The organism is Exiguobacterium sp. KJ 601, from assembly GCF_027161185.1.
Classification (GTDB): domain Bacteria; phylum Bacillota; class Bacilli; order Exiguobacteriales; family Exiguobacteriaceae; genus Exiguobacterium; species Exiguobacterium profundum.
Window position 1 is genome coordinate 1 of sequence record NZ_JADHZG010000004.1, and the last position, 26,718, is coordinate 26,718.

Genomic DNA, 26,718 nt, shown 5'->3' on the forward strand with positions numbered 1-26,718 from the left:
ATCGACACCGTTTCGTCTGCATCCAGCTCTGGGTCGACAGAGAGGAAGACGGCCTGTTCCGGATGGTAGTAGCGTGCAATCAAGTAGTAAAGCGCTAAATCTTCATCATAATAGTATGACGCATAACGAATCGGTTGATTAGTCAGCTTCGGATCGATGACATTCGTCGCGAGCGGCTTGCCCCACGTGTCATAGGTGTACTCGGCGGCAACTTTCCCATCCATATCCGTAATCGCTACAATATCCCCACGATAGTTCCGTTGATAATTGTACCATGTCCCGTTTGTTTTTAAACCGACAAGGATATGGTCTGCGTTATAGACATACTCCCGGATTGGTGTTCCAGCCGTATCTGTCTCCGCCATCAGTCGGTTCGAGTCTCCATCGTAATGGAAGCGAATCGTACCGTTCGGTCCCGTCTTCTGGATACGACGCCCTTGTTCGTCATAAACAAATTCCCAGTTCTTTGTCCCGTTAACTTCTTCAATCGAAGTCAGTTTCCCAAGACCGTCCCATGAATATTTCAGGCGTCCATCATTGATTCGGTTCCCGTCTGCATCATACGTAATGGCTTGCCCCTTGAACTTAGTCATTCGGTTGGTGTTATCGAACTCAGCTACAATTTGATTGTTGATGTGTGTACGATTTCCGCGGCTGTCATATGTGTAATTGATTGTTTGTCCGTCAAGTGTCTTCTCTTCAATCAATTGATTCATCGCATCGTATGAATAACTCGCTGTTTGTCCATCTTTCTTTAAACTTGACAGATTTCCATATTGATCGTAACTATAACGCTCAAATGTAATCTGTTTGTCACCAACAGAGGCAGACCATGCTGATACGGCACCAGTCTCATCGAATTCGACAAGCGACTCCCCGCCTTGTCCCGGCATGGTGATCTGCGTCGTCTTACCATCCTCATTATGGCGGAAAGCCCAATGTTGACTATCGACAGTTACCCCATGGTTTCGTTTGGCGACATCATATACAAAGTCGCGCTTCGTTCCTGCTAACGTGATCGAGAGTGGAAGCTCAGTTCCGACACCGTTCACATCCTCGTATCCCCATGTTTGGAGCACTCCATGGTAATCTGTGAGGTTCAATAGACGCCCAATCCCTGCTCCGGTGGCATCATACTCGTATTTTTTCTGTTTAGATGTGTCGTTCCCCATCTGAATAGAAGTGATTTCGCCAGAAGACGCATCATACCCGTACTTAAAGCGTGTTGTAGTGGCTTCTTTGAGTTCTGTGATCTTTCCTTCATCATCGTAGACATTAACCAAACGCTTTCCAGAAGGTAGAGTCGTTTCAGTTAAGTTTCCTGTGTGCGCTTCATATGAATACTGATACTGTTGTCCATTTGGACGTGTCACTGACGAAATGCGACCATTTGAGTATGCATATTTTGTTATCTTTCCTGGGTCTTTTACAATTAATTCCTTGTCTACTTCTTCTACTACTTTCCCAAACGCCTTTTGAGTGACTTCTCCTTTTTTATTGTAATCATACGCAATAATAGTGCCGTTTTCCGCTTTAGTCTCGATTAATCTCCCTAACAAATCGTACTTGTTCTGACGTGTACGATTTCCCTGTTCGACAGTCAATACGTTACCAAATGCATCAACAGAATTAGTCACTGGTAACTTACTTAGACCAGCATCTTTTAAAACATGGTTACCCTGCTTATCATACGTTACTTCGGAAACGACTCTTCCGACAGACGCACGGACTGCATCCACGATGATATTCGAGGTTGAACCATTTTGTAAGGTGACATCCACTTTTACAAGTTTTTTATTAGATTCTGACGTCAATTGAATTGTCTGACGTTGCCACGTAGAAGCATTCTCACCATCGCTATAGTTCAATGTGTTAAATGAAGCCGTTTTTTGGACGGTTGTGCCATCCTCATACGTTGCCACTACATTCAATGAATCTGTTTTTGACGCCTTTTGCGCCAAGGCACTCACGTAGAACGGCTTCGCTGTCGACTGGTTAACAAAAATAGTTTGTTTCGCCGTTCCACCAGGTTGAAGACTCAAGCCGCTCTCGCTCATATAACCTGTTGGGCTTGCTGTCGCTTTTACTAACTGCCATTTGTTTGTGCCATCAAACCCACCCTGCTCGACATGGTTAAAGGCAGAGGCAGAAACAGCATGTCCTTGTTTCGCCGTGTCCAACTGAACCTCATCGAACAAAGTTGATCCACTTTCTGAAGTTACATTAACTCGAACTTTCACAGCTCCATCGGGTGCGGTGAACTCCACGAAGCGTCTTGTCCATTCGTTAAGGTTACCCATCGGGCGAATCACATATGAACCTACCGATACATTAGAGCTGTTTAGTAGCGTTAACGTGACGCTCCCCTTAGCTGTTCCTATCGTCTTCATATCGATACCCAAGTTGTAAGGATGGCCCGCTTTAACGTTCACTTCACGTGAGTAGGTCGCACTATTGAGTTGCAGTGCTTTTCCATTTCGTCCACCTGTTACAAGGGAACCAGGAGTGACGGATTCTGATGCTTCAAATCCACCATTTGGATATAGGTTTACACCAGGTGTTAATCCAACACCTTCGCGAACAACATTCCCCCGAAAATCATACTCAGAGAACCCGATTCGTTCTTCCGGCTCCTCATGACTGACGATTTCTTCACGGTCTTCATTCAACGCGATTTCTTCTGCCAAACCGAATTCATCTTCAATACGGAGGATGTCGTCTCCGTTTTCAGCATATTCATATGTTGTGATAGAAGTCGCATCTTGCTCGACCAAGACGTTTCCATCTAGCTCTGTTGTCTTGTCGACATCTGCCGTTTCGCGTTTATCATATTCAGTTGATTCGACTGAGCCATCCGGGTTTGTGACCTTAGTGATCCGGTGGTCTTCCCAGGTATAGTTTGTTGTCTTGTTAGCTGATGTCTCTTTTGTCAGGTGACCGTATTTGCTGAATGTATAGACTAGAGATTCTTCAACGTCATTCCCTGCGTTATCAACAGTCGTCACTTGATAAACCTTGTCGTCTGATCCTTCTGCCGAAATATTTTTATAGGCTGTCCGTGTTCCGTCAACCTCGGTCACAACGGATGGGGTGAGCCCATCAAAATCTCCAAGGATTTCGTTTGAACTACCTGTAGCATGGCCTGGCAATACCAATCGATTGATGACAGAAGGGAAGGCAGGTCGGACTGCCACTTCGCCCGTCTCTTCGACTGTAGAGACGCTTTCCGCGTATTCATACTCGTAGACTTCGATCGAGGACTCACCTTTGAAACTCTCTACTTTCACAAGTCGATCCCAAGCATCATACGAATAGCGGTATGTCCGTGATTCTAATTTCTCATCTGAAGAAGCTGAGGCGGTCATCTCGCTGACCCAACCTTTATCGTTGTATGTGAACACTAAACGATTTGGTGATGTAGTACCGTCATCACTTGCTGCGTAGACCGCTTTCAAGCGATTCGTCCCATTTACTTCTTCATATTCGAAACGTACTTTATTTTTCTTACCTGCCTCTTTCGCATCATATTCCATCGCGATGAGTTGACCAGCTTCATTATAAATTTCCCGTTCTCCGTCACTAGACTGGATCACATATTCTTTTTTGACGGTATCAATCAAAAATTCATAGTCTACACCGGTAGGCGGCAATAGCTTTTCTACCATTTGACCGTTCTCTTCAACCTGAGTACGAAGGAAGAGGTGCCCACTGCCGTCTGCATCTACATAGCGAACGACTCTTGGATTAGCCTCTTGAGGAATTTCAAGGCGACGCTCTAAGCCACTGTGCCACCCGAGCCCAAACATACCTAGCCGCACGGCTTGAGAATTGAAGTACCGTTCCGCTACTACTGTTGGGCCTCTACCTGGTAGCACGTCATCGGCTTCTTCAAGAAATTGATTATCTTTTAATACGTTAAATGCACCAATAGACGTATCGAGCATTGGATAAAATTCTTCTGTTCCTAAATCCGGCTCATCAACTGAAACAATAGTTGGAGTCGTAGGGAGTGTGCGAAGTAAATTTCCTTCTGAAACAAAGTTAGACGCCAATAATACATTTTCTTTTAAAGCGCGTCGATGTGCGGTGACACGAATCCAATAGTTTGTTTTATCACCGTACTTCCCACCAGACAATCGATAGTTTGGACTCGGATCGACCGGTAACTCGCCGCCTTTTCCAACTACCCCATCAATGTTTAACTTATATGACTGATTTTCCAACGGCCAAAGTTTTTTGTTCCGAGAATGCCATGATGTCACATCGTTCGGCAACGTCTCTACCAAATCGTATTCTTTTCCATTGTAGAGATAAACATTATATCCGGCAGCACCAGGCACAGACTGCCAGTTAGCAAACAAGAATCCAGTGTTATTTTTACGATTATCTGAATATCCGACCGCTTCGGAAGTTACGCGTGGTGCGGGGACATTCATCGTACGTACTGTGGACCCTGCACTTTGACCCTTACTCGATTTTGCATAAACTCTAAAATAATAGTGAAGGACGTTAGGGTAAGTGCTGTGATCAGGATTATTCTTTCTATAAAGCGGACGCGGATCACCAGGGAAATCTTGTCCATCGCCCTTTCTGAATGCAGTCCGTGTGTTTACCGGCATAGCATTGATTTGTTGAGGTGTCGGGAACAAACGTTTACCGTTAGGACTCCAACTCGCCTCTTTCACGTTATCAATCAACTCATAAGCGAATCCGTTAAATGCGTATACGTCATAGCTTGTCGCATGTTCTGACTCGTCCCACTCCAGGACAAACTGAGCCTTGTCGTCAGCCGTTGTATCTCCCATGGTTAGTGAAAGACCTGTCGGCACATCTGGGATCAGCTCCTGAAGGGAGCGCTTAGCCACTGAAGAGGCGGACCCGCTCCCCAGTTTATAATCTGCGATGACTCGGAACTGATAGGAGAGTGTGTTCGTCGTTGTGCCACTGCTTGCATTGAAGAAACCTGACGGATCGACCAAAAGATCTTGTCCATCCCCGTTACGGAACTTTGTCCCACCGGTCGAGGCTTCTTTTGTCCCGTACTGACTCGTCTTCGGGAAGATTCCCTTATCTTTCGTCGTATAGGCTCGCGAGGCACCTGAATAAATCGTCTGCCATCCTTTCCCATCAAACATCTGGAGGCGATACCCGGTCGCACCGGCCATCGCGGGCCAATTGATATTGATATATCCGGTCGATGACGACGGCGTAGTCAAGAACCCTTCGGTTGTAATCGATGCCATCTTGGGATAGCTGTATGTGACATTTAATTTCGTACGATTTTTATTATTCTCAGACGCACTGATTTGTTTCCAATGAGTCGTCGTATTTCCGTTCGTGTGTAACTTGAATCCATAGTCGGTCCGGTTGCCCGCAGCAATTTGAGATACGAAGGTAGTCACATCAAAGTTTGCCCACTGATTGCGCGCCACATTTGTGGAGAGTAGGTTGGTTGAGGAGGGTCTCGTATTCCAAGTCACACCCGTCTCGGACCAGTTCGCATTCACCCGGTCTAACCAGAGCCCATTTTTTTGAGTGGCATAGTAGCTCCATGTCACATAAGTACTCATCTCAGCGCCACTAATGACCGCCCCTCTCAGGTCACTTAGTGCCGGGAATTTGATCAATCCATAGTTCGTACCCGTCGTGGCATCAAAGTATCCAATCCATAAGACGTATTCCCCTCGGGAAGAACTCCAGAACTTGTTCATGTTCGAGGTAGGATTTTTACTTGATACGAACGTGTCGAGGGTCGCATCACGGGCTAGTGTCGGATCGACATAAATCGGATAGACACGAGACGGATCTTGCAGCCATTCTTGGCTTGGGACGACCTTCAGTTCATATGTGTCTTCACCTGTGGAGACAAGTTCATATTTGATATCAAGCGAGCGCGATGGGAGGCCAGATTTTTCATCTACCGCACTGTCCTGCATCTCAGGCACCGGCATCGTCAACACTAACTGTCCGTCATTGAAGAATGAGACTTGGTTGTTGTCTAGTTGCGGATCCAGTTTCGTTTTAAACTCGTAGACGATATCTTGTGGTAAGGAAGACACATCATGAAGGATGACATCTTCTTTTACTTCATCGCTCAATGTCACATGACGAATGTCTACGCCGGGGAAGACATCACGATGCCAGACTTGATTCCCTTGGACAGTCGTCGCCGTGTCTTTTGGTGTCAAGAATCCATCCTTAAAGGTGATTCCCTTTAATGTGAACATGACCTCTGCATCCTTGTCGCCGACCTGAAGGAACGGGGAATCGCTAGATAATATTTTTTCAAAGCTCACCGGGAGACTCGTAGCCTTTGGAGAAAAAGAATCTTCTTTTAACTCCAACGTCGAATCAATTGGCAATACCTGACCTTCGTTCGTCTTGACTTTGATATCGTCGTCAAACGCGGTCAATTCATAACTACCAGTCTCCTTTCCTTCGGTGACAATCATATGGTCCCCGGTTATATCTTCAACGGGTAAATAATCCGTTTCAGATTCTGGTGCGTCCAGTTCTGTTTGTTCATCATTATCTGAGGACGAAGAAGTCGTACCTTCTGCCTTGACGACACCTTCTCCCATCGGAAACGATGAAAGAATCAATGTCAAGACGAGGATCCATGAAAGACCCTTATTCATTAACTTATACATACATAACCCCCATTTTTTTCTTTTAATGTATTCAAACAATCATTTCATAAGTTCTATACTAACCAATTTTAGAAAATGAGGGAACTGAAAATTGTATTTTTCATCATTTTTTTATAATCAAAATGAAATATTGTAATATTTATGAAATATAATTATCTCAATTATATAAATATGAAAAGACGCATCCCTAAAACTCAGAATGCGTCCTTTGATGTTAAATTTAATCAAATAATAGATTTTTATCGTTCACATGCAAAATTGTCTTTATCACGATCCATTTTGCTTTGATAAGCAGGGTGATTGACATCGACACCGTTTGGATAAACCTCTCGAAGAGCTGTACAATTCTCGAAGAACTCTGTCTGTGTCGCCGTAGCTGCTTCTGCTTCTGCTTCTGCTTGTGCCTTCGCTTCCGCCTCTGCCTGTGCCTTCGCTTCCGCTTCTGCTTGCGCCTTTGCTTCTGCTTCTGCTTGTGCTTGTGCTTGTGCCTTCGCTTCCGCCTCTGCCTGTGCCTTCGCTTCCGCTTCTGCTTGTGCCTTCGCTTCCGCCTCTGCCTGTGCCTTCGCTTCCGCCTCTGCCTGTGCCTTCGCTTCCGCTTCTGCTTGCGCCTTTGCTTCTTCTTGTTCTTTATTATCTTTCGTGCCTTCTGAAATATCTGCTACAGCAACAATATCCTGGGTATCTTCTGTCAATTCATTTGATGGCGTGTCCTCTATACCAATGCAACTGACTAGCAAGATCATCATCATGAATAAAGCGACGAATGAATAAAAGATAGAGGAAACTGTCGCTTTTAACATCGACCCGCTTCGAAAACCATAAATTTTTTGATACCACGGTGTCGAGAACAAAAGTATACGCCGTTTATCCTCGATCAATCTGACAATATTTTTCCCATCCGACGAAATATTTTCTACCGACAAATAGGCTTCTTCATTATGTAGATAGTGTCGCTCACCCTGTTTTTGATTGGCATAAAGTGTTTGTGGAAGTTCGCTCCATCTTTTTTTATCGATTTCGATGATCTTCCCTTGAAGGGCTTTGACAAATAAAATACCGTCTCGAGGAGACGCGACTAAAAAGATATCGGTCATCTTGGCCCACGACCCTTTGGCCACATATGTTTTAGGATATTTCCTCTTTAGTAAAGTGATAATTTTTGTGTGTTGTTTCGAATCTTTCGACATGTCTCTTCCTCCTGGCCCACTCTGTCAAGTGAGTTCATTGATTGATTCCTGTAATATATCTTGCGTTTGAAGCTGATTTTACAAATTGAACAAGGTATATTGATCCAGATGTGACTGTGTCTTGTATCTAGATTGCTGAGCCTTGTTCATTTTAGTTACGATTGCCGCACGTTGTTGCGAAATTTGAACCTCGTGACACGTCGCATCTAACTTTGCCTTTAAATCAAAAGATAGTTTGTCCTGACTAGAAAATCGAGAAGCGAGGACCTCTCGAAGTGCGTTTGGGTATTCGGTGTATACAATCAAACTGCATGGTCTTTTCAAGTTTTTCAGTACGTTGATCATCGCATACAAAACGAGTCGCTCTTGGTTAGCTAAAGGAAATCCGGTCGATTTGACATGAATCATCTTTTCAGTTTTCAAGTCACGAAGCCAATATTCGAAACACCCTTCTTTTAAGATGCTTTTTGGACGCGTATCTTGAGCTCCCTGAATGATTAACTCAATCTTTTGTAAGTGCACGCTTGACGGCAAGTTCCGCCTTTTATCTGGTTGATGATTAGCTGTATCTTGATGCTTTAGTTGATTTTCTTGTGACTTCGCACGAGGACGGACAGGCTGAGTTTGGAATTCAAAACTCGTCTGCTGTGCGGAATCTATGGAGGGAATTCGTTGATAATCGATACCTTTCATATAATGTTCGGCCTCGATTTGTGTATGAAAACCTTTAAACTCTGCTTTTGAATAACCTTGGATGTATGTTTTCACAATCTCCCAGTCTTGATCGAATACCCCGATCTTGTGACCTTTGCGAATGGCATAGAGTTTCTTTCTTTTGGCCATCGGACTGTCCCTTTCTCCTCATTCGAATCAAATGATTTATTATTTCATGCATTATGTAATTAACTTTTAAACTTCTTATAAGTCTTCTCTCATTGAACGTTCTTGATATCCTAAAAACATCATAGTGTAAATTTTAAACCTAAATCATCCAATTTACCTATATTAAAAACCTTTATTTGCTAATATAAAGCTATTTTCCCGATTCATTTCATCGTATTTTATTTTCATCAAAGAAATATAAGCCATTTTATCATTTACTTTGCTCTTCATTGTTTGCTATATCATGGCTGGTTCATTACGTTGTGAATCTCAGGATAGGAAGCCTAGCCGGCAATCTGGTAGTGTTTTTTATCTTCATCGTCTTCTAGAATGAAAGCCTTATCCCTCACTAGATTTCGACGTCGAAATGTTTACACCCAATATAACTTTCGGTCAATCTCTACTCATATCTCATTTTGAAGCTGGAGATAGTAATTTAAGGGTGTAGTAAAAATCAAATTTGTATACAGAGCGAAAATCATATGGTGCATATTTTGTAATCAGACGATATCAAAGCTATGGCCCTTCTTACTTGAGACGATGGAACGAATCCAGAATCTAAAATCTCAGGTCAAGAGATTGAGCCTTTGAGCCCAAAGTTACCAAGTAACTTTTCATCCATCACGTATCAATCCTCCCGTCTTTCTTTAGAGTAGTTCTTTGAAAAAATTCAGTCCTCTCTCTTAAATCGATGTACAAGAATATGACGTATACATGCATGTATACATCATATTCTTGGAAATCTCAAAAGATCATTCCGCTGCCTGATATGTCTTCAGTAATTGTGAATTCAAACAGAGGGTCACGAACTCCAACGACTCCCTATCCTTCACGGCACATAGGACGTCGAGGTTCACGAGCTCAAGGTCGTCCTGTCCTGTCCCGAGATACTCCGGGAGATGTTTGGCCAAAACCTCTCTCACTTCATCAATCGCCTGTTGATTTAACTGTGGTTTCATATCCTTCATCTTCTCCGGTTGATACCTTTACGATAACGGGAAAACGAACGCATTTCACATCGCCTTGTTTCAAACAACGCCTAGGCTTGTTTGAAACAAGCCCAGGGCTTACGTGTCAAAATTGAGAAAAAACATGAAACAAGGACCTTTTACCAGAGAAAAAAACTTACGGTCGTTCTTCTTTAAAATCAGAGTTCCGCCAACCAAACCAGTCGTTTGCCAAATCATGTACCTCAACTCCTATCAATAGAAGCACGATTTGTCCTGATTTAAAAAGATAACAAAGTGACTTTCTTCGTCAATGAAAATCAAAAAAATCCGCCACTTTGAAAGTGACGGATTTCTTTGCACGCCTTATCATTAAGTAATCCATACGACCATTGTAGACCCTAAAATTCAAAAATCAGTTTTTGCTCAACTTCGTAAGCGCATCACCATTTCGTTCTACCACACGTTCGAAAACCTCTTTCGTGCGTTCACGTCTCTCTTCTTGTGTCATATGTTTTACATCTTTCTGACGCGAAGACTTATTTTTAGTTTTGTCCTCACTCGATTTCACTTCGTCTCACTCCCATTTCGCATATCTCTTTTTGCCAGCCTTGTAAGGGCCTCGCCGTTACGTTCAACAAGTCGACTAAAGATAAGATTTCTATAATCAGCCCGTTGCCCGTTCTCCAGGGTTCGGATTTTTCACTTTTTTACCTGAAGGTTCCATTCATTTCTCCCTCCCAAATATAAGTCGTTTTAAATACCGGATTGTATAATGAGCGCAACTTTAGAATACTAAAAGACTCTTCTCACATATGCTGACCTAAAGACTGCGTCTAGAAACTCAGTTGATAAATTATTTTACGCTTGGAGACCCATTACCTGTCAACAACCTAACGCCGAGGATACGGGCTGTCAGATAAGTAATCAATGCATCTTCCACACTGAACAAACGATCTTTTGATTCATCTTGGTTGACCTCATGTTTTGACATATTATAAAGGCGTACGAATGCCATTAGGCTCTGAACTGTTTGTTGATCCACGGTTTTCAGTGAAGCAATTTTGTGGACAGATTTTCCTAATGTAGAATTATAATGTCGAATCGACCCGAGCGGCTGTACCTGCTTCAAGTATCGACGAGTGACAGCTTCGAGGTGCATCCCTGCATATTGAACGATATAACGACTTCCGTATGATACATCCCTTTCTAACTCACACGCTGCGTATTGTAGCGGTCTGAACAGAGACCGCCTCTCTCCCCCTGGAAACGGGTTTTGAACAGGATTTTTCGGGAGGCAATACCCTCCAATCCCTCCAATCTCCTCGTCCACTCTCCAAAGGCGTGTCAACGCTTCTTTTTGCATGTCCTGGTACATATCGGACATGAACTCATCAACAGCAAATCTTTGATTGTGATTTAATAGGTTTTTATATAGCCATAATGTATCTGATAATGCATGCTTCATCTCGCTTCTCCGATTCCTCTAATTTTTCTTGCGTGTCTCACGTTTTGATTCTCAAATCATTTCATTGAACTCACCTCATCCTGAATCAAAACCATAAGTAAACGTTATCGTTTCAACTCCTGCCCTTCTCTTCTGTCGCTCCTGGAAATATAATCTTAGCTTAAATCTTCAATCCGGGTCACCGAACAAACCGACATCAGCCCCCCAGTTACCCCCCCTCGACGAGTCTGTTTGGTGAGGCGTAGTAGGTTTAGTCAATATAATCACTTACTTGAGGGTGTGTTGGAACGAACAGTTCAGGATGACGAACGTGACCATCCGTCACTTCATATTGCTCGTCCCATGGTCTGAATATTTGTCCGGCCTCCATTTATCTGATGTCTCAACCGAAAAGAAAAGCATCGACCAAGTAAATGCTCCTTAGAATTTATGAGAGGCGCAGTCCTTGAGACATCGTTCCTCGACTAACTGCTCGATTATCCTTATGCTCGAGCGCCTCTTTACTGAACCTACAACCTTTTTTACGTGATTCGAGTGGTTCGGCCTAAATCACGCCTTTTATTGTCCATTTGCGGGCTGTTTCTTTACGGTTTGTGAGCTGGTTCTTAGGTAGGGTTTCAAGTGCCTCGTCAACCGTATATATGATAGACCCACCTTTAACACAATGATGATTTTTTCAAATAACACCATTAACATTGTATTAAAGTGCGCTCATTCTTTAATCTATTTTCGAGTCGACCACAATCCACTGAATGGTAGTCCTTTTGATAAACTTTATTCTTAAATAATATAGGAAAAAAGGTAAATTGTTTAACAAGTACATTATAATATTACCAGATGATTTACTGTTTTTTACTAATCCTATTTTATGCATATAAGATTTTGATTTCATTCATAAAATAGCCAAAATCGTAATTTCATCGCAAAAATAAAATCACATTTATTAAGGAGCTGATTTAAGCATGCCATTCAAGGAAAATATCGCCTTTATGAAAGCACTATATGATCAAATGAAAAATAAAGGGAAACATTCGAATATCCACTCTCTCGATGAAGAAGTACGCGGTCTATCACTTAGATACCCTGGAAAATTAAAGGGGAACAAGAAAGGGGACTATTGTCTCTACCTGAATGATTACACCCCCACACATGCCGACATTGTCAGCGCTATCCATCATTATTGTCAGCTTCACGGGGGGGATGCTGCGAAGAACATGAATGATTTTATCGCTGACATCGCGGAGAACGGTCTCTCTGGAATCGTAGCCCTCGATGCTCCTTTCTCTATCGGGGAACGTAAATTTGAAGGACACGAGACTAGAGTCCTTTTGTATTGGCTCGTATTACAAGAAGATATCAATTATCCAGAACCATACCAAATGGGCGTACGGATGCCGTTGACCCGTTACACAGAGGCAATCATATCGGCAACTGAACCTGACCTCTTAAACGTAGAAACGGTAATCAATAATACGAATGAAAGATCCAAACCTCCAAAACCCCGGTTTGAACATGAGAAGCTACCGATGTATTTTGAAAGAACATTCCATGCAATCGAAAGTATCCCTAGAGAAAAAAACTGACAATTGAAAAAGTCACTAAAGAAAATCAGACCATAGGAGAGTCTTTGGTGACTTTGAATTCATGAACATTTAAACAATTCGGCCGTCCACCTTAAAATCTATACATTAAGTATTTGATATTTTTTATGTTTTTAGGAGAGAATTATAATGCGATTAATTTACCTTTTAGAAAAAAATAGTCATAATAACGCAATTAAAGAATTCACCTTTCATAATCTTGCACAAATAAGATATGACCAGACAGAGCATTCCATTTCAATAACCGATGTCAATGAGGATATTCAAGAAATAGAACATTATCTGTGGAATGAGAATGACAACATTTCCGGACTTAGTGCTATAGTTGGTGACAACGGATCTGGGAAGACCACATTGTTGAAAAGAATTGCGGACTTCTTAAACTATGAGAAGCATCCATCAATTGCACAAGAGTTGATTGGGGTGTTCTATGACAAGAAAAAAAAGTGTTTTTATTGTTACTCAACACCGACAGTTCAAAATGATGAACAAAAACTTCGTATCAACGTTTCTTCTCCATCTTATACAGGAAGGCGATTATCCAGAGATAAGTTTGAAAATATCTATTCCGAGAAGTCTATAATTTATCTCACAAACTCATTGAACAAACTCGACTTTGAACAACCCTCTTATACCCCGGTTTTCAATGCTTCGTTAGGAGCACTTGTTAGAAAGTCGAACGATAGCATCCGGGAAGGTATCGAGAGGCACCCTTTGGTGAGACACTTCGAAGAGGAAACACTTAGACAACTTCAACTCGTCTACCCGACCAACAAGCTGAATGAGCCTTTTCCTGTTCCTTTTCCAATGCCCACCTCTCTGTTCGTCGAATTGATTCGTCAAAATGATTTCAAAGAGACACTTGTACATAAACTGAAATCCATAGCGCCTTCCAATGAAAAGAAGTCAGATGAGCTAAAAGCAATCTTTGAGATGGTAAACAATTCTATAGCAAATCCTGAACCTAATACAGGACATATCGGTTTACGATTCTATTATGATTTGAGCGCTCGTATTGTCTTGAATTTTTTATTTGAAGTCATCTCAGACAACAAATCCTTTCACACTATTAACAGCGATGAACGTTTCGTACTTTTGAACATCTCGGATGGTATTCAAAGACAGCGAACTTTAGAAATGAATCCTTCTCAATGGATTCATTCAATCATACAAACCCTTTCAAAATCACAACTTTTTTACGACCTCGCGTTGGATGACATTAAAAAGATTGGTGACAGGTATATTAAAAGTCTCGAATACATGAAAAGATTTTTAGGAATAGAAGAACTTCATGAGGAAAAAAATAAAAATGATTCAAAGATAATTTTGGTGAATGATGACACCTATGAAATACATCTTTCTGCCTACAGCGAAGATGCGCTCTCCAAATTCGTCATGCACTATACCGAGACCGCCTCAAGCCGTTATCTAACTTTCTCATGGGGGCTCAGCACCGGGGAGAATAACTTTTTAAATTTGTTCTCACTCTTATGGGAGGCGTCACTCGAGCAAAATTCTTTCCCTAAGAGACACGCTTGGGATGAGCAAAAAAATATATGTGTCCTGATTGATGAGGCAGAAATCTCATTCCATCCCAGATGGCAGGTCGATTATATCCATTCCTTGACTAGGTTTGCTTCAAAAATTTTTAAGGATGGAAACATTACATTTATTCTGGCCACCCATTCGCCTATACTCTTATCTGATGTCCCAGATTACAATGTCGTATATCTTAAAAAAAACAATAATGTCTCGCATGAACGTAATGAGAGAACCTTCGGACAAAACATCTATAATTTATTCAAAGATTCGTTCTTTCTTGACCAAGTACAAGGACAAGTACAAGGAAATTTTTCGATGACCATCTTTAAAAGGATTGAAGCACAGTTGATAGAGGCGGAAACGAATCAAATATCCCAGCATCTTTTCAATGGAATAAGTGATTCGAAATATGCTCTCGACCATGGTGAGCGTAACTCGAAAGTATCTCTCGAGATTCTAAATACCATCATTACAATCGTAGGTGAAGATATTTTGCGAAATGCCTACGGTCAAAGGATAGGTAGGATCAGACGTAGTTTACAGTCACCCAATGTCAGAAAGTCATATGATTTATTTTCAAATATGAGCAATGATGAACGACAAGAGTTTATTAAGCTCATCTTAAAATCCACTGAAAGAGATGTTGACTAATCATGTTACAACTTAACTATGAACGCGATATTGAAACATCCCACTCACGTTTTTTTAAGAATGAGGTCCTATCTTCACTGCTGACTCTAAAGACAGACCCATACGTGTTCACTGATTCAGAAATTGCAGAGCTCCTAGTTGATTTATCGTATAACCGTGACGTAGTGAGATTCAAAAAGAAATTTCAAAAGCAACAAACGTTCTTGTATGGCTATATCAAGAACAACCATGAGATTTTCTCGGAAGGAAGGCTTGACCAGCTGAAAAAATTAGACGAGCAAATACGTAAAAACTTCCCTTTGATTGTCGCCATCGTCCAAAATACGAGTCCAAAAAAGTATAAGGGTTTCAAGAAATATTTTTCTTCGCTTTTTTGTTATGAAAAATTTAAAATGAAATCGCTCTATCAATATTTTTTCAAAAAATCGAAATCAATTCTGGGTGCAAAAAGATTCTCACCTAAGGTTCGAAAACAAATGATTGAACAATTAATCATTTGCCTCCCGCATATGAAAACGCAGATTAAAGCAGATCTCGAAAAATCTTCGACCGTCACTGCTAAAAGTTTCGAGAAAGCTTTCAAGTCGCTACCATATTTGCATCTTACATTAAGTAACTTTAGAAATTTTGATGTTTTCTCCGATGATTGGAATGATTATCTGCTCATTTTAAATGGCAACATCAAAGTATGTCCTTACTGCAACCGTCAATACATCTCGCCTTTTTATTCAGATAACGGTAAGGTGAGAGCTGACTTCGATCATTTTTTACCAAAAAGCATTTACCCATATTTTTCAATTTCTTTATATAACATTGTTCCTTCATGCAAACAGTGTAACCAGTCACTAAAAAGGGCAAAGGACTTTTCATTCGAAAGCATTAATCCTTTCGAACGTAGTTTTAATGATTTCTTTCGTTTCATAGCCATGCCTAATGCGGATTCGAGCAAAATCTGTATCGAACTGGATATAGTGGATGAAAAGATTTCCGAACATATCGACGTATTCAAAATAGAACCCCTATATAATTACCATAGAAATCACGCAGAGGAACTGATTGAAAAAAGAAGGGTCTATAATGAACACTGTCTCAAAAATCTCTATGAAAATCATTTCAAGGGTAAAGATAAATCGATAAACAGTGTAGAAGATTTAAAAAAGTCGATTCTAGGATTCAATCTCGAACTTCATACCTTGAACGACGAGCCTTTGTCTAAGTTCAAGCGAGACTTGGCCATACAACTAGGATTTTTGGAAGAAAAAGACTCGAGATATCGTCCCTTGCCCCAGAACCTAATAGACGAGCTTGAGAGACTTGTAAACTAAATTGAGTTCAAAAAACCTAAGCTGCTGAAGACTATGTCTATGACAATCTTTTTTCATCAATACTTGACTTAAAATGATTTTTTCGCTATAGCATCACTATTGATATGTCAAAGTGTGTGATACACTTACCAGTTCTAAAAAAAGAACGGGGTAATGGTGAGAAAGCAGGTAAAAAAGAAGTCGCAGAACCGAGCGGAGATGTCTCAAACGTCTACACGAGCGGAAACGGTCAGGGGGCGAAAGACGCCGGCTTCACGATGCCCATCATGGGCGATTATCGGCTCTATCCTTATATGCGTGATACCGACAACGACGCGATGGTCGGGGAGTGACTATATACATATATACAAAACAAGACTTGACCTCGTTCTTACACGGGTCAAGTCTTGTTTTGTGTCAGGTATATGTAAGGACATTGGAACCTCCTCTTGTCCGGTGTATGGACAGGAGTCTTTACGTCTACATGGCGACACCATCTTCAAGATGACGCTCACCACATGAGGAAACGTTTTTTGTATCGAACCTCATTTGTTCGCACGAACCGTTGACTGTGTAAGAAGAACAAAACGGTCATCAGGGTGCAGGGAGTCTGTCTTCTCAACAAGTGGAGCAAGTCCTTATGTATGGGAACGTCTTCTCTGAAATTCATTGTAAACCGCATCGTCCGCTCGATGACCGATAGTATCCAGGACCATCAAAGTGGTGCCGTCGACTTTCTTCGGTAGATAGATGATCCGGATGCCGGCACGAAGTATTTTGATATAGACATAGTCTGAATACCTGCCATGCATAGGGTTTGCAGTCCCATCCGGCGGCGCAAAGATGCCCTGACGGATCTGACGCTCGATATAACCGGCAATCTCTTTATGGCGCCGCTCACGATAGAAATGATTGAGGTCACCTTCTGATAAAGAGGTGACCTCGATCGTTATATCATAATGAACTTTCATCTGCTCGAAAAACGTGAACCAGAACTTCTGTGCCTTGACAATCATCGAGGGTCACCCTCCTCCTTCTGAAGGGCAAGCGGTATATAGACATCGTCTTCATCGAGATCGACACCAGGGACGTCCTTTAACGCGTGAGATTGGAGTCCCAGCTCTTGACGACGTTCGAACTCATGGAAGACGGACGCATCGATAAATCTGTTAAATCGTTCCTCAAGGGCCATCAACCGTTCTGCGTTCGCGACAGACATGAGGACAATCTCTTCCTCTTCTCGAGGACTTCTCACCACAAAGACTTGTGAAGGATCGTTCTGGATCGCAACTTTCACGCGGGTGAATCCATCCTTACGCTTCAGGTCTGTAGGGGTAAGCGTATTGCGATGTTCGATAATCATTGAATTTTCCTCCTTTTAAAACGTCACTTAAAGCGTCACTTTTTGTGCACCTTAATTTTAACATGATTAATCAGGTCTAGCAAAGAGGACCTCCTGAGAACGACAAGCAATCCCCATCCCGTATTTTTAGCAACCACGGCTCCCATAAATGTCAGCCAGCCGTAATAGATGCCACAGACTACCACCACCCCTGGATCTTTTTTTGCGTGCAGGTAGACCGATACCTAGCCTAGAAAGCAAGGCGAAATTTCCCGTCATCGAACCTGATGACCTTTTTGACGCAATGTTCCTTCTAGACGACAGACATTCACTCGGGATGCTCCATCGGTCCGGAGGACAACGCCCAGGCGAGCACGCATCTTCAGCAAGCAACACTCTCCCCCCTCTCCCATCACGTCTCATCCCCTAACGGACCGTTATCCGCGTAAAAATCTCATTCAGTCCTCGTCCATGAACCGACTTATAAAAATAATAGCGTATACATACCATGTATACGCCACAGGTCTAGGGATTTCTGAAACTCATTCCACAACTCTGAAGTGTGAATTTAAGAGACATCATGTATCAATTTATATCGCTCATTTTAAATTTTAAAAAAAAACAGTCAGCTTAAATCAAGACGACCGAAGAAAACACCTCGGATATACTCTGCGAACCATTACAATCGTAAAAAGGTAAATGAACGTTGAACCCCCTCAATTGATTGGGGAATCCTATGTGTACCGTCAGATACTATTTTTCATATCAGTCAGTTCCACACACGACAAGTCTATGACAGAAGTTTCATTAGATAGGGAATTGCGGCGTTTCGAGTCACCAATTGCGAGAATAGAGCTATCTGTTATATGGCTCAGTCGTCAGTGTTTTGATATATCAAGACGTTGCCTCATCGATATTTCGAGTTCAACCATGATTTGATCTAATCAATGCTCTTCAAATCCCTTATAACAACGTACTAATAGCACCTCAAATACGTGTGCTTGGACGCGACATCCATTTGAAACCAAGAGTCCCCTTGATCGTGTCATTACAGAAATTACTGGTATACTGAAGTCAAAAGATTGTGTTGACGATACTGTGTTCATCGTGAAGCTAGGGCATCATTTATTCATTCGATTCTATAAACTGACAAAAGTGAAATTTGAGAAGCCTACTACTTAGACAGAAGCTAACCAGACTATTCGAGTATGGAGATGATCTTTTAGGAGCCTGAAAAAGTTTTTTCACACAAGACCTGAACCTGTTTCAAACAAGACCAGGTTTATACGATAAAAGTATCGAAGTACCATCATTGAAATCAATTCTAGAGGTGACTCAAAGGTTAGTGCCTCGAAATTTGCTAAAATACGTTACTCTCGTTTTTCAATTTAAAGATTTAATTTTCTGTGAGGAGCGAATCATAATGGACTGGACGATGTTTCATAAGCACGGAGAAGCCCCAACAGGAGCATTCGAAGCTTTTGCGAATCAGCTGTTTGAACTGTGGTGTAGAAGAGAGTATGGTGAAAGCGTCTCTTATTTCACTGTCGTGAATGGGGCGGGCGGCGATGGAGGTGTCGAGGCATATGCCATGCTCTCAAATGGCTCGCATTTGGGAGTTCAATCAAAATGGTTTTTGAATGCGATGGGCGCCGGAGAAATAAGACAAATCAAAAATTCTATAAAAACGGCCATGAGAATCAGACCAGACCTAAAACACTACATCGTTTGTATCCCTCGTGACCTCTCCTCCAAGAAGGCCCAAGCAAAAAAAACGGAAGAAGACCGCTGGAATGAGCTCGTATTGGAGATGACTGAATCTTATCCCGAGTTAACCATCGATCTTTGGAATGAAAATAGGCTGAGAGAAGAGGTACAAAAGGATCATACCGGGAACGTATATCGGTATTGGTTTGAAAATAATGAATTTTCTCTTGAGACTTTGAAGCACCAATTCGCAAAAGCCCAATCGGGATGGCTAAACCAAAGATACATCTCTTCTTTACATGGACAAGGACTCATACAATCCGCCCTCCAGCGTTTAGTCGGAGATAAGAATGTAAGGAAAGAGGCCATGAAAGTCTTGCACAAGTACGAAACGCAATTGCACCAACTTACAAGTGAGGTTCAGTTTGGCCAAACCATTTATAAAGATGAAGAGTTCAATACCGAATTGAAAAAAGTTGAAATCTTTCTACAACAATTGAGCACTAACTTACGTTACTTGAAGACCATGATTCAGCACGATGGTGAATCAATCAACTTCTCGACCTATAATCATCCAAATATAAACAAATGTCTTGCCTTTTTAAAGGAACAACCTATAAAAGCTTTAAATTCCATCAACAAGTCCAGCCTAGAACGAGCCCTTCAAACCATCCATCAGATGGATTTGGAGTATGGTATACACTCTCTACATGAAACTTTCTCAAACAATCGGGTTCTGATATTGGGTGAGCCTGGTACGGGTAAGACCCATGGACTAGCAGATGGCGTCCAACAGTATTTGGAAGTGATGCAGAGACCCGCAATACTCATACAAGCGAAGAGATATGGGCCAGAAAAGTCTTGGCGTGACATATTAATCGACGTACTCGGCATCTCATCCAATTGGAGCGAGGATGAGATTTGGCGTGGTTTAGAGGCCTGCGCCGCAAGATGCGATATTCGTGACGCAGAAAACGACAATCCAGACCTTCCGGTGATGAACGGATTAACCAACGTTCTAATTTGTATCGACGGTCTCGATGAATCTATACCTTGGGACAGGTGGAAGGAAAGAATCGGAGAACTCGATGCTATCCAACGAAATTATCGTCGTCTCAAATTTGCCATCACCAGTAGACCGTACGTTTTTCAAGAGGTACTGACTCACAAAGCATTAAAGTTGCCTTCGGAAGGAGACACATCTGTAGCACAGTTGTTTCCCGAGTATATAAGGTTCTATGATATCTCTTTCTCGAACGCGGATGACTTTAACTGGCTCCGCTGGAGTATAAAAACCCCCTACGCCTTACGATTATTTTGTGAACAGAATAAAGGAAAAGAATTATCAAATTCAAATAACGTCTCATATACTATCGGACATTTGTTAAGAGACAAGATTAATGCTGTTGATAAGGAAATGACCCTGAGACTAGAGAACTCGTGGGGCACAAAAGATGACATCGTTCTGAAAGCATTGGTCGCCATAGCAAATCGTGCAATCGAACAAAGAACCTTCGAGCGCTCTGAATTATGTACCATAATCGTGGATGCACAGCCTGAAGGCATGTTCGACAAAAAGACTGCTTTTCGGCTGATGGATTATATGGTCGATTATGGATTACTATCGGAGTTTGTCACGAGTGAACAAAATCCCTTGTCCCCTCTTGTTAGGACGTATGAAATCACCTTACAACCGATGATGGATTATCTCCTAGCCATACAATTGGTCGAGAGAGTAACAGGATCAGGCGACAATGACCTGCCGAAAGGACTTGATTATCGTCAGGGTACGATTCAAATGGCTGCCATCATCCTTCTCCAAGATCATAAACGGCTTGTCGGTAAGGACGGCCTCTGGGATACTTCGATATACATGGACCTATTCGACTTACAACTGTTCACATTGGCTAATGTAACACCTGACCGGACTGAACCCTATGTGGAGGAAGTGAAGAAAAATATAACACACTCTATGTCAGTAAGTCGTAAGATCGTGAATCAGCTAATGGTACAGGTAGCACGCAATAAGAATCACCCTTTGGGCCCGAACCTACTACACAAAACGTTGTATGAAATCGAATCGGTGGCAGAACGTGACCTGTTCTGGTCGGTTCCAGAATACTTGCCGAGGAAGAACGGCTCCATCTGGGAGGGAAATGGCTCGATTTTTGTGAACGATGCAAACAATGGCTTGCTAACTTCTGACACACATGACGGCTTGCCCCTTCTATATGTCTGGCATTTGACAAATGTAGATAACCGTATTCGTCAGACATGCCGTAAGGAGCTGACGAAGTGGGGAGCGACAAACCCCACGGAGTTTGTCAGATTGATTGAACTCACCTTTTCAACCAATGACCCTCAAATGAAGGAAGACATAGTGTGTTGTGCATTTGCCGTTGCAAGCACATTGACCAATCAACCAGAACTCAAGGCGTTATCAGAATGGGCATTAGCAGAAGCATTCGCCGAACCAGACAACATGAAATGTCATAATGCTGTCATCTTATGTGCAAGCAGGGCCATCGTCGAACGCGCACACCTATATGGACACGTAGGGCAGAGAGACGTTAAAAAAGTACGTCCACCCTATCCCCCTTCCCAGGTCTATCTGCCAATCGATTTGAACGCTGCCCGAGAAGAATCTGAGGAGTTCGGTCCTATCTCCTGGGATCTCGGCTGGTATGTATTGAAAGAAAGTTATGAAGATTTTTTTGTTATCAAAAACGCTGGACCAACAGATAATCAATTGACCGAATCACATCAGTGGTCAGGGTCCTCCTCCGAAGAATTGGAGTGGCTGATTGGAAATTTAGAGGACGGAAAAGAGAAAAACTCTCTAAAGTCGTTTGTGCAGCACCAAGAAAAAGAAAAACGAGAATACCTGGAACGGGTTCAACCATACAAAGATTTAACGAATGAGCAACTTATGAATATTATTGAGACAGATAGAATGGATATTGATGAAAAGGAATCTGATTCAACTTCAGTACGATACGAGGACAGCGCACATGAACTATTGACAAGTCATGCCCTTCGGAATGACCTAGAGGGTTTGACTCCGCACCAATTGGCGCTAGGGTTTACCATGTCGTTCCTTCATCGGATGGGGTGGGACGAGAGAACGTTCTACGGTCGTCCCAACGGTGGCAAGCCAGGAGAAGTCATCGGTGTGGATGTCGCGATAATGCGGGAATACCCTCCAGCTTCTCATGGAAGCCAGAGCATCGTCATGCAATTCGCAGAAAAATATGCATGGTGCGCGGTACATGATATGTTGGGTCATTTCGCCAGTCGAATCCCACTATATATGGACGGTAGTTTTAATCGAAGAGCGCAAATGGTTGAAGACTATTCATTGTTATTAGATATTCCAAACCCATTACAAGAATTATCAGACTTACAACCAAGCGAACGACGAGACCAGACACCCTGGTTCGTCCCGGACGACCTTGGGCCAACAGTCCCAGAATTAAACTCTCGAACAAAAGAGGACATCAAACAGTGGATTCTTACTGCACCATTCCCGAATCTAAAGGGATGGATTAATGCAGATGGATCCAACATGAGACCTTTATTAAAACCCTTTGATGAGAAAGGAGACTGGGTGAGTCTATACAACTTCTCCCTCCTGACGGAACCACTCACACTCTCTGATTCGGTGATGCGGATAAAAAGTTGTCTTCTGAAGAAAGAAGATTTCAACCAATTCATATCGGACATTGGTGAAGGGAACCCACAAATTTTGAATCTTTTCGGCAAGTTCGATACCAACTTCTTTTCATCACCAAGATCTCGTGTGTATATGGATCCATCCTCGCTTTCTTGGATGACTTGGGTAGAGGAGGACTATCAAACGTTTCAAATCAATACTGTCAAGGAGAACAAGATAGTGGATTATACTCTATTTAAAACGGTCGCAGATACCCTATATCGTGTAGCGGGCAGTGACAGAGAGTACTCGTCTAAATTGCCCTCCAAGTTACTGAGAGAACTCCTATGTATAGAAGAGGGTGACGGACTACGCTACTATAACAAGAATAGACAACTGGTAGCATTCCAATCATTTGCGGGAGAGGACTATGGGGAGAGGCAGACCTTGCTATATGTTAATCGGGAACTCTTAGAGCAGGCGCTCGATGCTGATGGTTACAAGATGATTTGGGCAGTCCATGTTTCAAGAGAGCCTTCTATGAAAATCAAATCCATGTATGAAGGGTTCTTCCCGAAAAGGGATACATTTTGGATAGTATATGATGATAATGGCGAACTTCGTGAAACGATGGTAAAAGATGATCGGAGTCCGTGAGTCCCTGCCTTCTCGCCGAACAGCCATATTATCTTTTACATGACCCATGATTCATTCATGCAGTCGCCAAGTCGAGAACCCCTTCCTGTCAAAAACCTTCAATAAAATGAGACGTGACAATCGAAACTGGAACCATGGCGTGTCCTCTATTTAAGGGGGACACGTTTTTCTTGCCCGTCTCTAAACCAACTCTTATAGCATCGTACATCGTACACCCAGACTGTTGGTCCTCTTCCATCCCTCGACAGTAACTCAGTAGATTGAGAGGCTAAACAACAGCTTGAGAAGGTCGGTCTTACTCGACCGACAGTACACAGCCACAATTACTATGAACACGGCGCTGATAGAGTACTAGGCAAACTTCACATCAATATCCTGGTTCGAAACGAAGTGGAAAGCGAATCAGGCAAACCGTATGAATATACCTTTTAAGTCGTATCGGCCAAAAAGTCTGAAGTGAAATATCCCTATCAGAAAAATATAGCATCAAAAAGTGATTCGTGAAAATGGTGATACCTTCGAAGTGATCATACCCAGGAGCATTCATCCCTCAAAAGTAGAAATAAGATAAGTGCGTATCCGAAAATGCCTCTATGACACCTCTCCCACCATACAAAACTCCACCCCTATTGGATCAAATCACAATATTATAAATATTCTAAACACAACTTTAGAGATTAATTTTAAATTTATATTTTTTTGATTTTTAATTTAAAGAATACGCTTTCATTTTTTAAAATCTACTGTTGAATACCAAAAAATACAATGTTAGTATTTAAATGTAATAAAAAATCCCAGAAAAGAGGTAATTTGATGAGGAAATCAGTTGTAAATATCAAGTTTTATTCGTTGATTGCTCTCTGTAGTGTTTTATTTTTACCCTTGTTTCAAAGTTCTGTTTCCGCAGATAGTAGTTGGGCAGAAGAAACCACTCCCGAGGTTAAGTTTTATCCTAAAATCGTAAACCAATACGAAGATGAAGAGGGTAATTTTGTCACCGAGTATAGTGAGCTTCCAAAACAATTCACTACCGATGCTAGTGGAAACATAATTAATGATAAGTCTATCCAACCTATGAATGCTTGCGCACGTCAGTATTCATATAAAAACTTGTATACCCTTCGAATGCAGACTAATGGTTTTATCGCCAACCATCCCGGATTCACCAGATGGGATAAAGTGAACGGTTATTATTTCGGAAATACAAGTGTCAGCTATTCAGTCGGATTAAGTGGATACGGTGCCAGTATCAGTGTTTCGGTAGCAGGACCTGGAAATGGTACTTTCATTACGGCAAACCCTGATCGATGGTCTCGTCCAGGTATATATGGTGATGTGGACAAAATTCATCAACAAGTAACAATGGTAGATCCATGTGGACCAGACAGTACTTACACTCGTGATATCTACAGATCTAGTAGAACCTATAACAGAACCGTTTATCAATAAGTATTAAAGGGCAGCCCCCTGAGCCTTCGTCTCAGGGGGCTGCCCTTTTTTCTTTCGTGATTTAGTTGATAAGTTCTTTTACATCATTGATGTCATCTTCATTCACTTCAAAATGTTCGTTGCCTTCTAAACCTTTTGTAAAAATAAACCCGTTCTCTTCATTTATCCAAAAGTTAATCATTAATTCCATAGTGGAATCGTTGAGATTATTAATTGTAACCACATATTGTGGGAGCCCCTTTGGACGTTCATCAGTTCTTGTGCTGGAATCAATAATATTTTTAAAATCTTCAATCTTTTCTTCGTCCTTTAAAGCATCCTCCGAGTAAACGATTGTCTTCTCATCAGTATAATGTCCGACGACCAGCTCTCTATCGTGTTGACCACATCCCATTAAAACCATTAAAGGAATCACACTAAAAATAATAAGTCTTTTCAGCAACAAGCCTTATCCCCCCTTATTTTTGTTCACGCTTACATTTTACCATTAATATGTAAGTCTAAAAATAAAAAGAGAAAAATACTGATTCTTAAAATTATCTAATCCCTTGATTTTCTCTCCATATCTGTAACCATACATGTGTAGAGCGAATCATCTATCCCGTCGAAGGAAAACGAAAACTTTTCCACCTCTAGATAATAAAAACATAAATTTGGACCGATATTTATAATGTTAGAGCTATTCATATTTTGATAAATATAATTACACAACATTGAAGTGAGGTTACTAATTGATGATTGATAATTTTATAGAAGAGTATTTTGATTCGATGAAAGAGTACAATGATGATCCAAATAAAGGAGTTAAAAGACACACATATTACAATCTTATGCGGTTTCTATTTTACCCTTACTTCTCTTTCTTTATTTTACTTTTGGTACTCTATTTTTTAAAAAAATACATTATCGTTCAGGTCCTACTAATGTTATTGATATTTTTTCTACTAATTGGATTGGTCATCGTTGATTGTTTAAACAAGTCAAAAATTCGAAAGTTTCGAGCGCGAAGAAGAAAATATTTTTTAGATAAGTATTTAAACAGTTTAGTATTGTATAAATCTCAATCTGAGTCAGAACATCGCTTTGAACACAATCTGATGAGTTTAAACTTGAGTCACACTAAAGACGAAAACGATTTGGCTCCAAGTATAAAAGAGTTGGCCTCTATTATTAAAGAATTAGCTAGTAAATCAAAAAAAAGATTTAGTCTTAATTTTTCATTACTTCCGTTTCTTATGACCGTTGTAATTGCTTCGATAAACTTTTCAAACACAAATCAAGCAGTCTATCTATATTTCTTATTTTCATCACTCGTTATCATGTTATTCATTTTTTTAACTTTAATTTACAGGATAATAGAAAAAATCAAGAATAGAAGGTCTGTTCAATTAGAAGAGTTACATTACATCTTGAGTGAGCTTCATTTATTAGTCTTACACAGCGAAAGAAAGTTAAGAAGTACAAATCAAAAAAAGAACGTGGCAATGCACAGCAAGTAGCCTCTCGTCCAACGCGCCTCGTTAAAACTCTCGAGAGAGAAAAACAAAATATATACACATATACAATTTGACAAGTATACGTGTATATATTTTGAAACAATCAGTTATGTACTTGAATCGTGTTCGCATTGAAGAAGAACGTCATCTGTCTCAATCGTTCCCCTTCATTCACACCTCACA

The 26,718-nt window shown here is 41.4% G+C and carries 14 protein-coding genes; 6 read left to right on the forward strand and 8 right to left on the reverse strand.

Translation table 11 applies throughout. The features are described 5' to 3' along the window. The 5 genes from IRJ25_RS13255 to IRJ25_RS13275 form a co-directional block, all read right to left on the reverse strand. A partial coding sequence (locus IRJ25_RS13255) for a DNRLRE domain-containing protein (protein WP_269318441.1) occupies positions 1 to 6,650 on the reverse strand: 6,650 nt, incomplete at its 3' end. 239 nt (positions 6,651 to 6,889) lie between these two features. Next, entirely contained in the window at positions 6,890 to 7,837 is a 948-nt protein-coding gene (locus IRJ25_RS13260; RefSeq protein WP_269318442.1) for an excalibur calcium-binding domain-containing protein, read from the reverse strand. Positions 7,838 to 7,915: 78 nt separating this feature from the next. Then, positions 7,916 to 8,680 (reverse strand): RNase H1/viroplasmin domain-containing protein, encoded by a 765-nt coding sequence (locus IRJ25_RS13265; RefSeq protein ID WP_269318444.1) that lies wholly within the window; start codon positions 8,678 to 8,680, stop codon positions 7,916 to 7,918. A 791-nt stretch (positions 8,681 to 9,471) separates the two neighbouring features. Beyond that, positions 9,472 to 9,678, reverse strand: coding sequence for a hypothetical protein (locus IRJ25_RS13270; protein ID WP_269318445.1), 207 nt, complete (start codon positions 9,676 to 9,678; stop codon positions 9,472 to 9,474). A gap of 844 nt (positions 9,679 to 10,522) precedes the next feature. After that, positions 10,523 to 11,134, reverse strand: coding sequence for a hypothetical protein (locus IRJ25_RS13275; RefSeq protein WP_269318446.1), 612 nt, complete (start codon positions 11,132 to 11,134; stop codon positions 10,523 to 10,525). A gap of 962 nt (positions 11,135 to 12,096) precedes the next feature. On the opposite strand from IRJ25_RS13275, the gene IRJ25_RS13280 reads away from it, so the two are divergent. From IRJ25_RS13280 to IRJ25_RS13295, 4 genes are all read left to right on the forward strand, one after another. Then, entirely contained in the window at positions 12,097 to 12,717 is a 621-nt protein-coding gene (locus tag IRJ25_RS13280; protein WP_269318447.1) for a hypothetical protein, read from the forward strand. A gap of 147 nt (positions 12,718 to 12,864) precedes the next feature. Further along, entirely contained in the window at positions 12,865 to 14,928 is a 2,064-nt protein-coding gene (locus tag IRJ25_RS13285; RefSeq protein WP_269318448.1) for an AAA family ATPase, read from the forward strand. Positions 14,929 to 14,930: 2 nt separating this feature from the next. Then, positions 14,931 to 16,253: a hypothetical protein gene (locus tag IRJ25_RS13290; protein ID WP_269318449.1), complete on the forward strand. Its 1,323-nt coding sequence runs from the start codon at positions 14,931 to 14,933 to the stop codon at positions 16,251 to 16,253. 116 nt (positions 16,254 to 16,369) lie between these two features. Beyond that, entirely contained in the window at positions 16,370 to 16,585 is a 216-nt protein-coding gene (locus IRJ25_RS13295) for a hypothetical protein (RefSeq protein WP_269318510.1), read from the forward strand. Between the two features lie 285 nt (positions 16,586 to 16,870). On the opposite strand, the gene IRJ25_RS13300 is transcribed toward IRJ25_RS13295, so the two are convergent. After that, positions 16,871 to 17,248, reverse strand: a complete 378-nt coding sequence (locus IRJ25_RS13300; RefSeq protein ID WP_269318450.1) for a hypothetical protein — start codon at positions 17,246 to 17,248, stop codon at positions 16,871 to 16,873. Beyond that, complete coding sequence (locus IRJ25_RS13305; RefSeq protein WP_269318451.1) at positions 17,245 to 17,595, reverse strand: hypothetical protein; 351 nt, start codon at positions 17,593 to 17,595, stop codon at positions 17,245 to 17,247. Before IRJ25_RS13305 ends, IRJ25_RS13300 begins: the two co-directional genes overlap by 4 nt. A gap of 1,402 nt (positions 17,596 to 18,997) precedes the next feature. Between IRJ25_RS13305 and IRJ25_RS13310 the strand changes: the two genes are divergently transcribed. Further along, complete coding sequence (locus IRJ25_RS13310; protein WP_269318453.1) at positions 18,998 to 23,590, forward strand: hypothetical protein; 4,593 nt, start codon at positions 18,998 to 19,000, stop codon at positions 23,588 to 23,590. A gap of 813 nt (positions 23,591 to 24,403) precedes the next feature. Continuing rightward, a complete protein-coding gene (locus IRJ25_RS13315; RefSeq protein ID WP_269318454.1) occupies positions 24,404 to 25,039 on the forward strand; it encodes a hypothetical protein in 636 nt (211 codons plus the stop codon). Positions 25,040 to 25,100: 61 nt separating this feature from the next. Here IRJ25_RS13315 and IRJ25_RS13320 read toward each other — a convergent pair whose 3' ends face one another. Next, a complete protein-coding gene (locus IRJ25_RS13320) occupies positions 25,101 to 25,484 on the reverse strand; it encodes a hypothetical protein (RefSeq protein WP_269318455.1) in 384 nt (127 codons plus the stop codon). Positions 25,485 to 26,718: the final 1,234 nt, after the last annotated feature.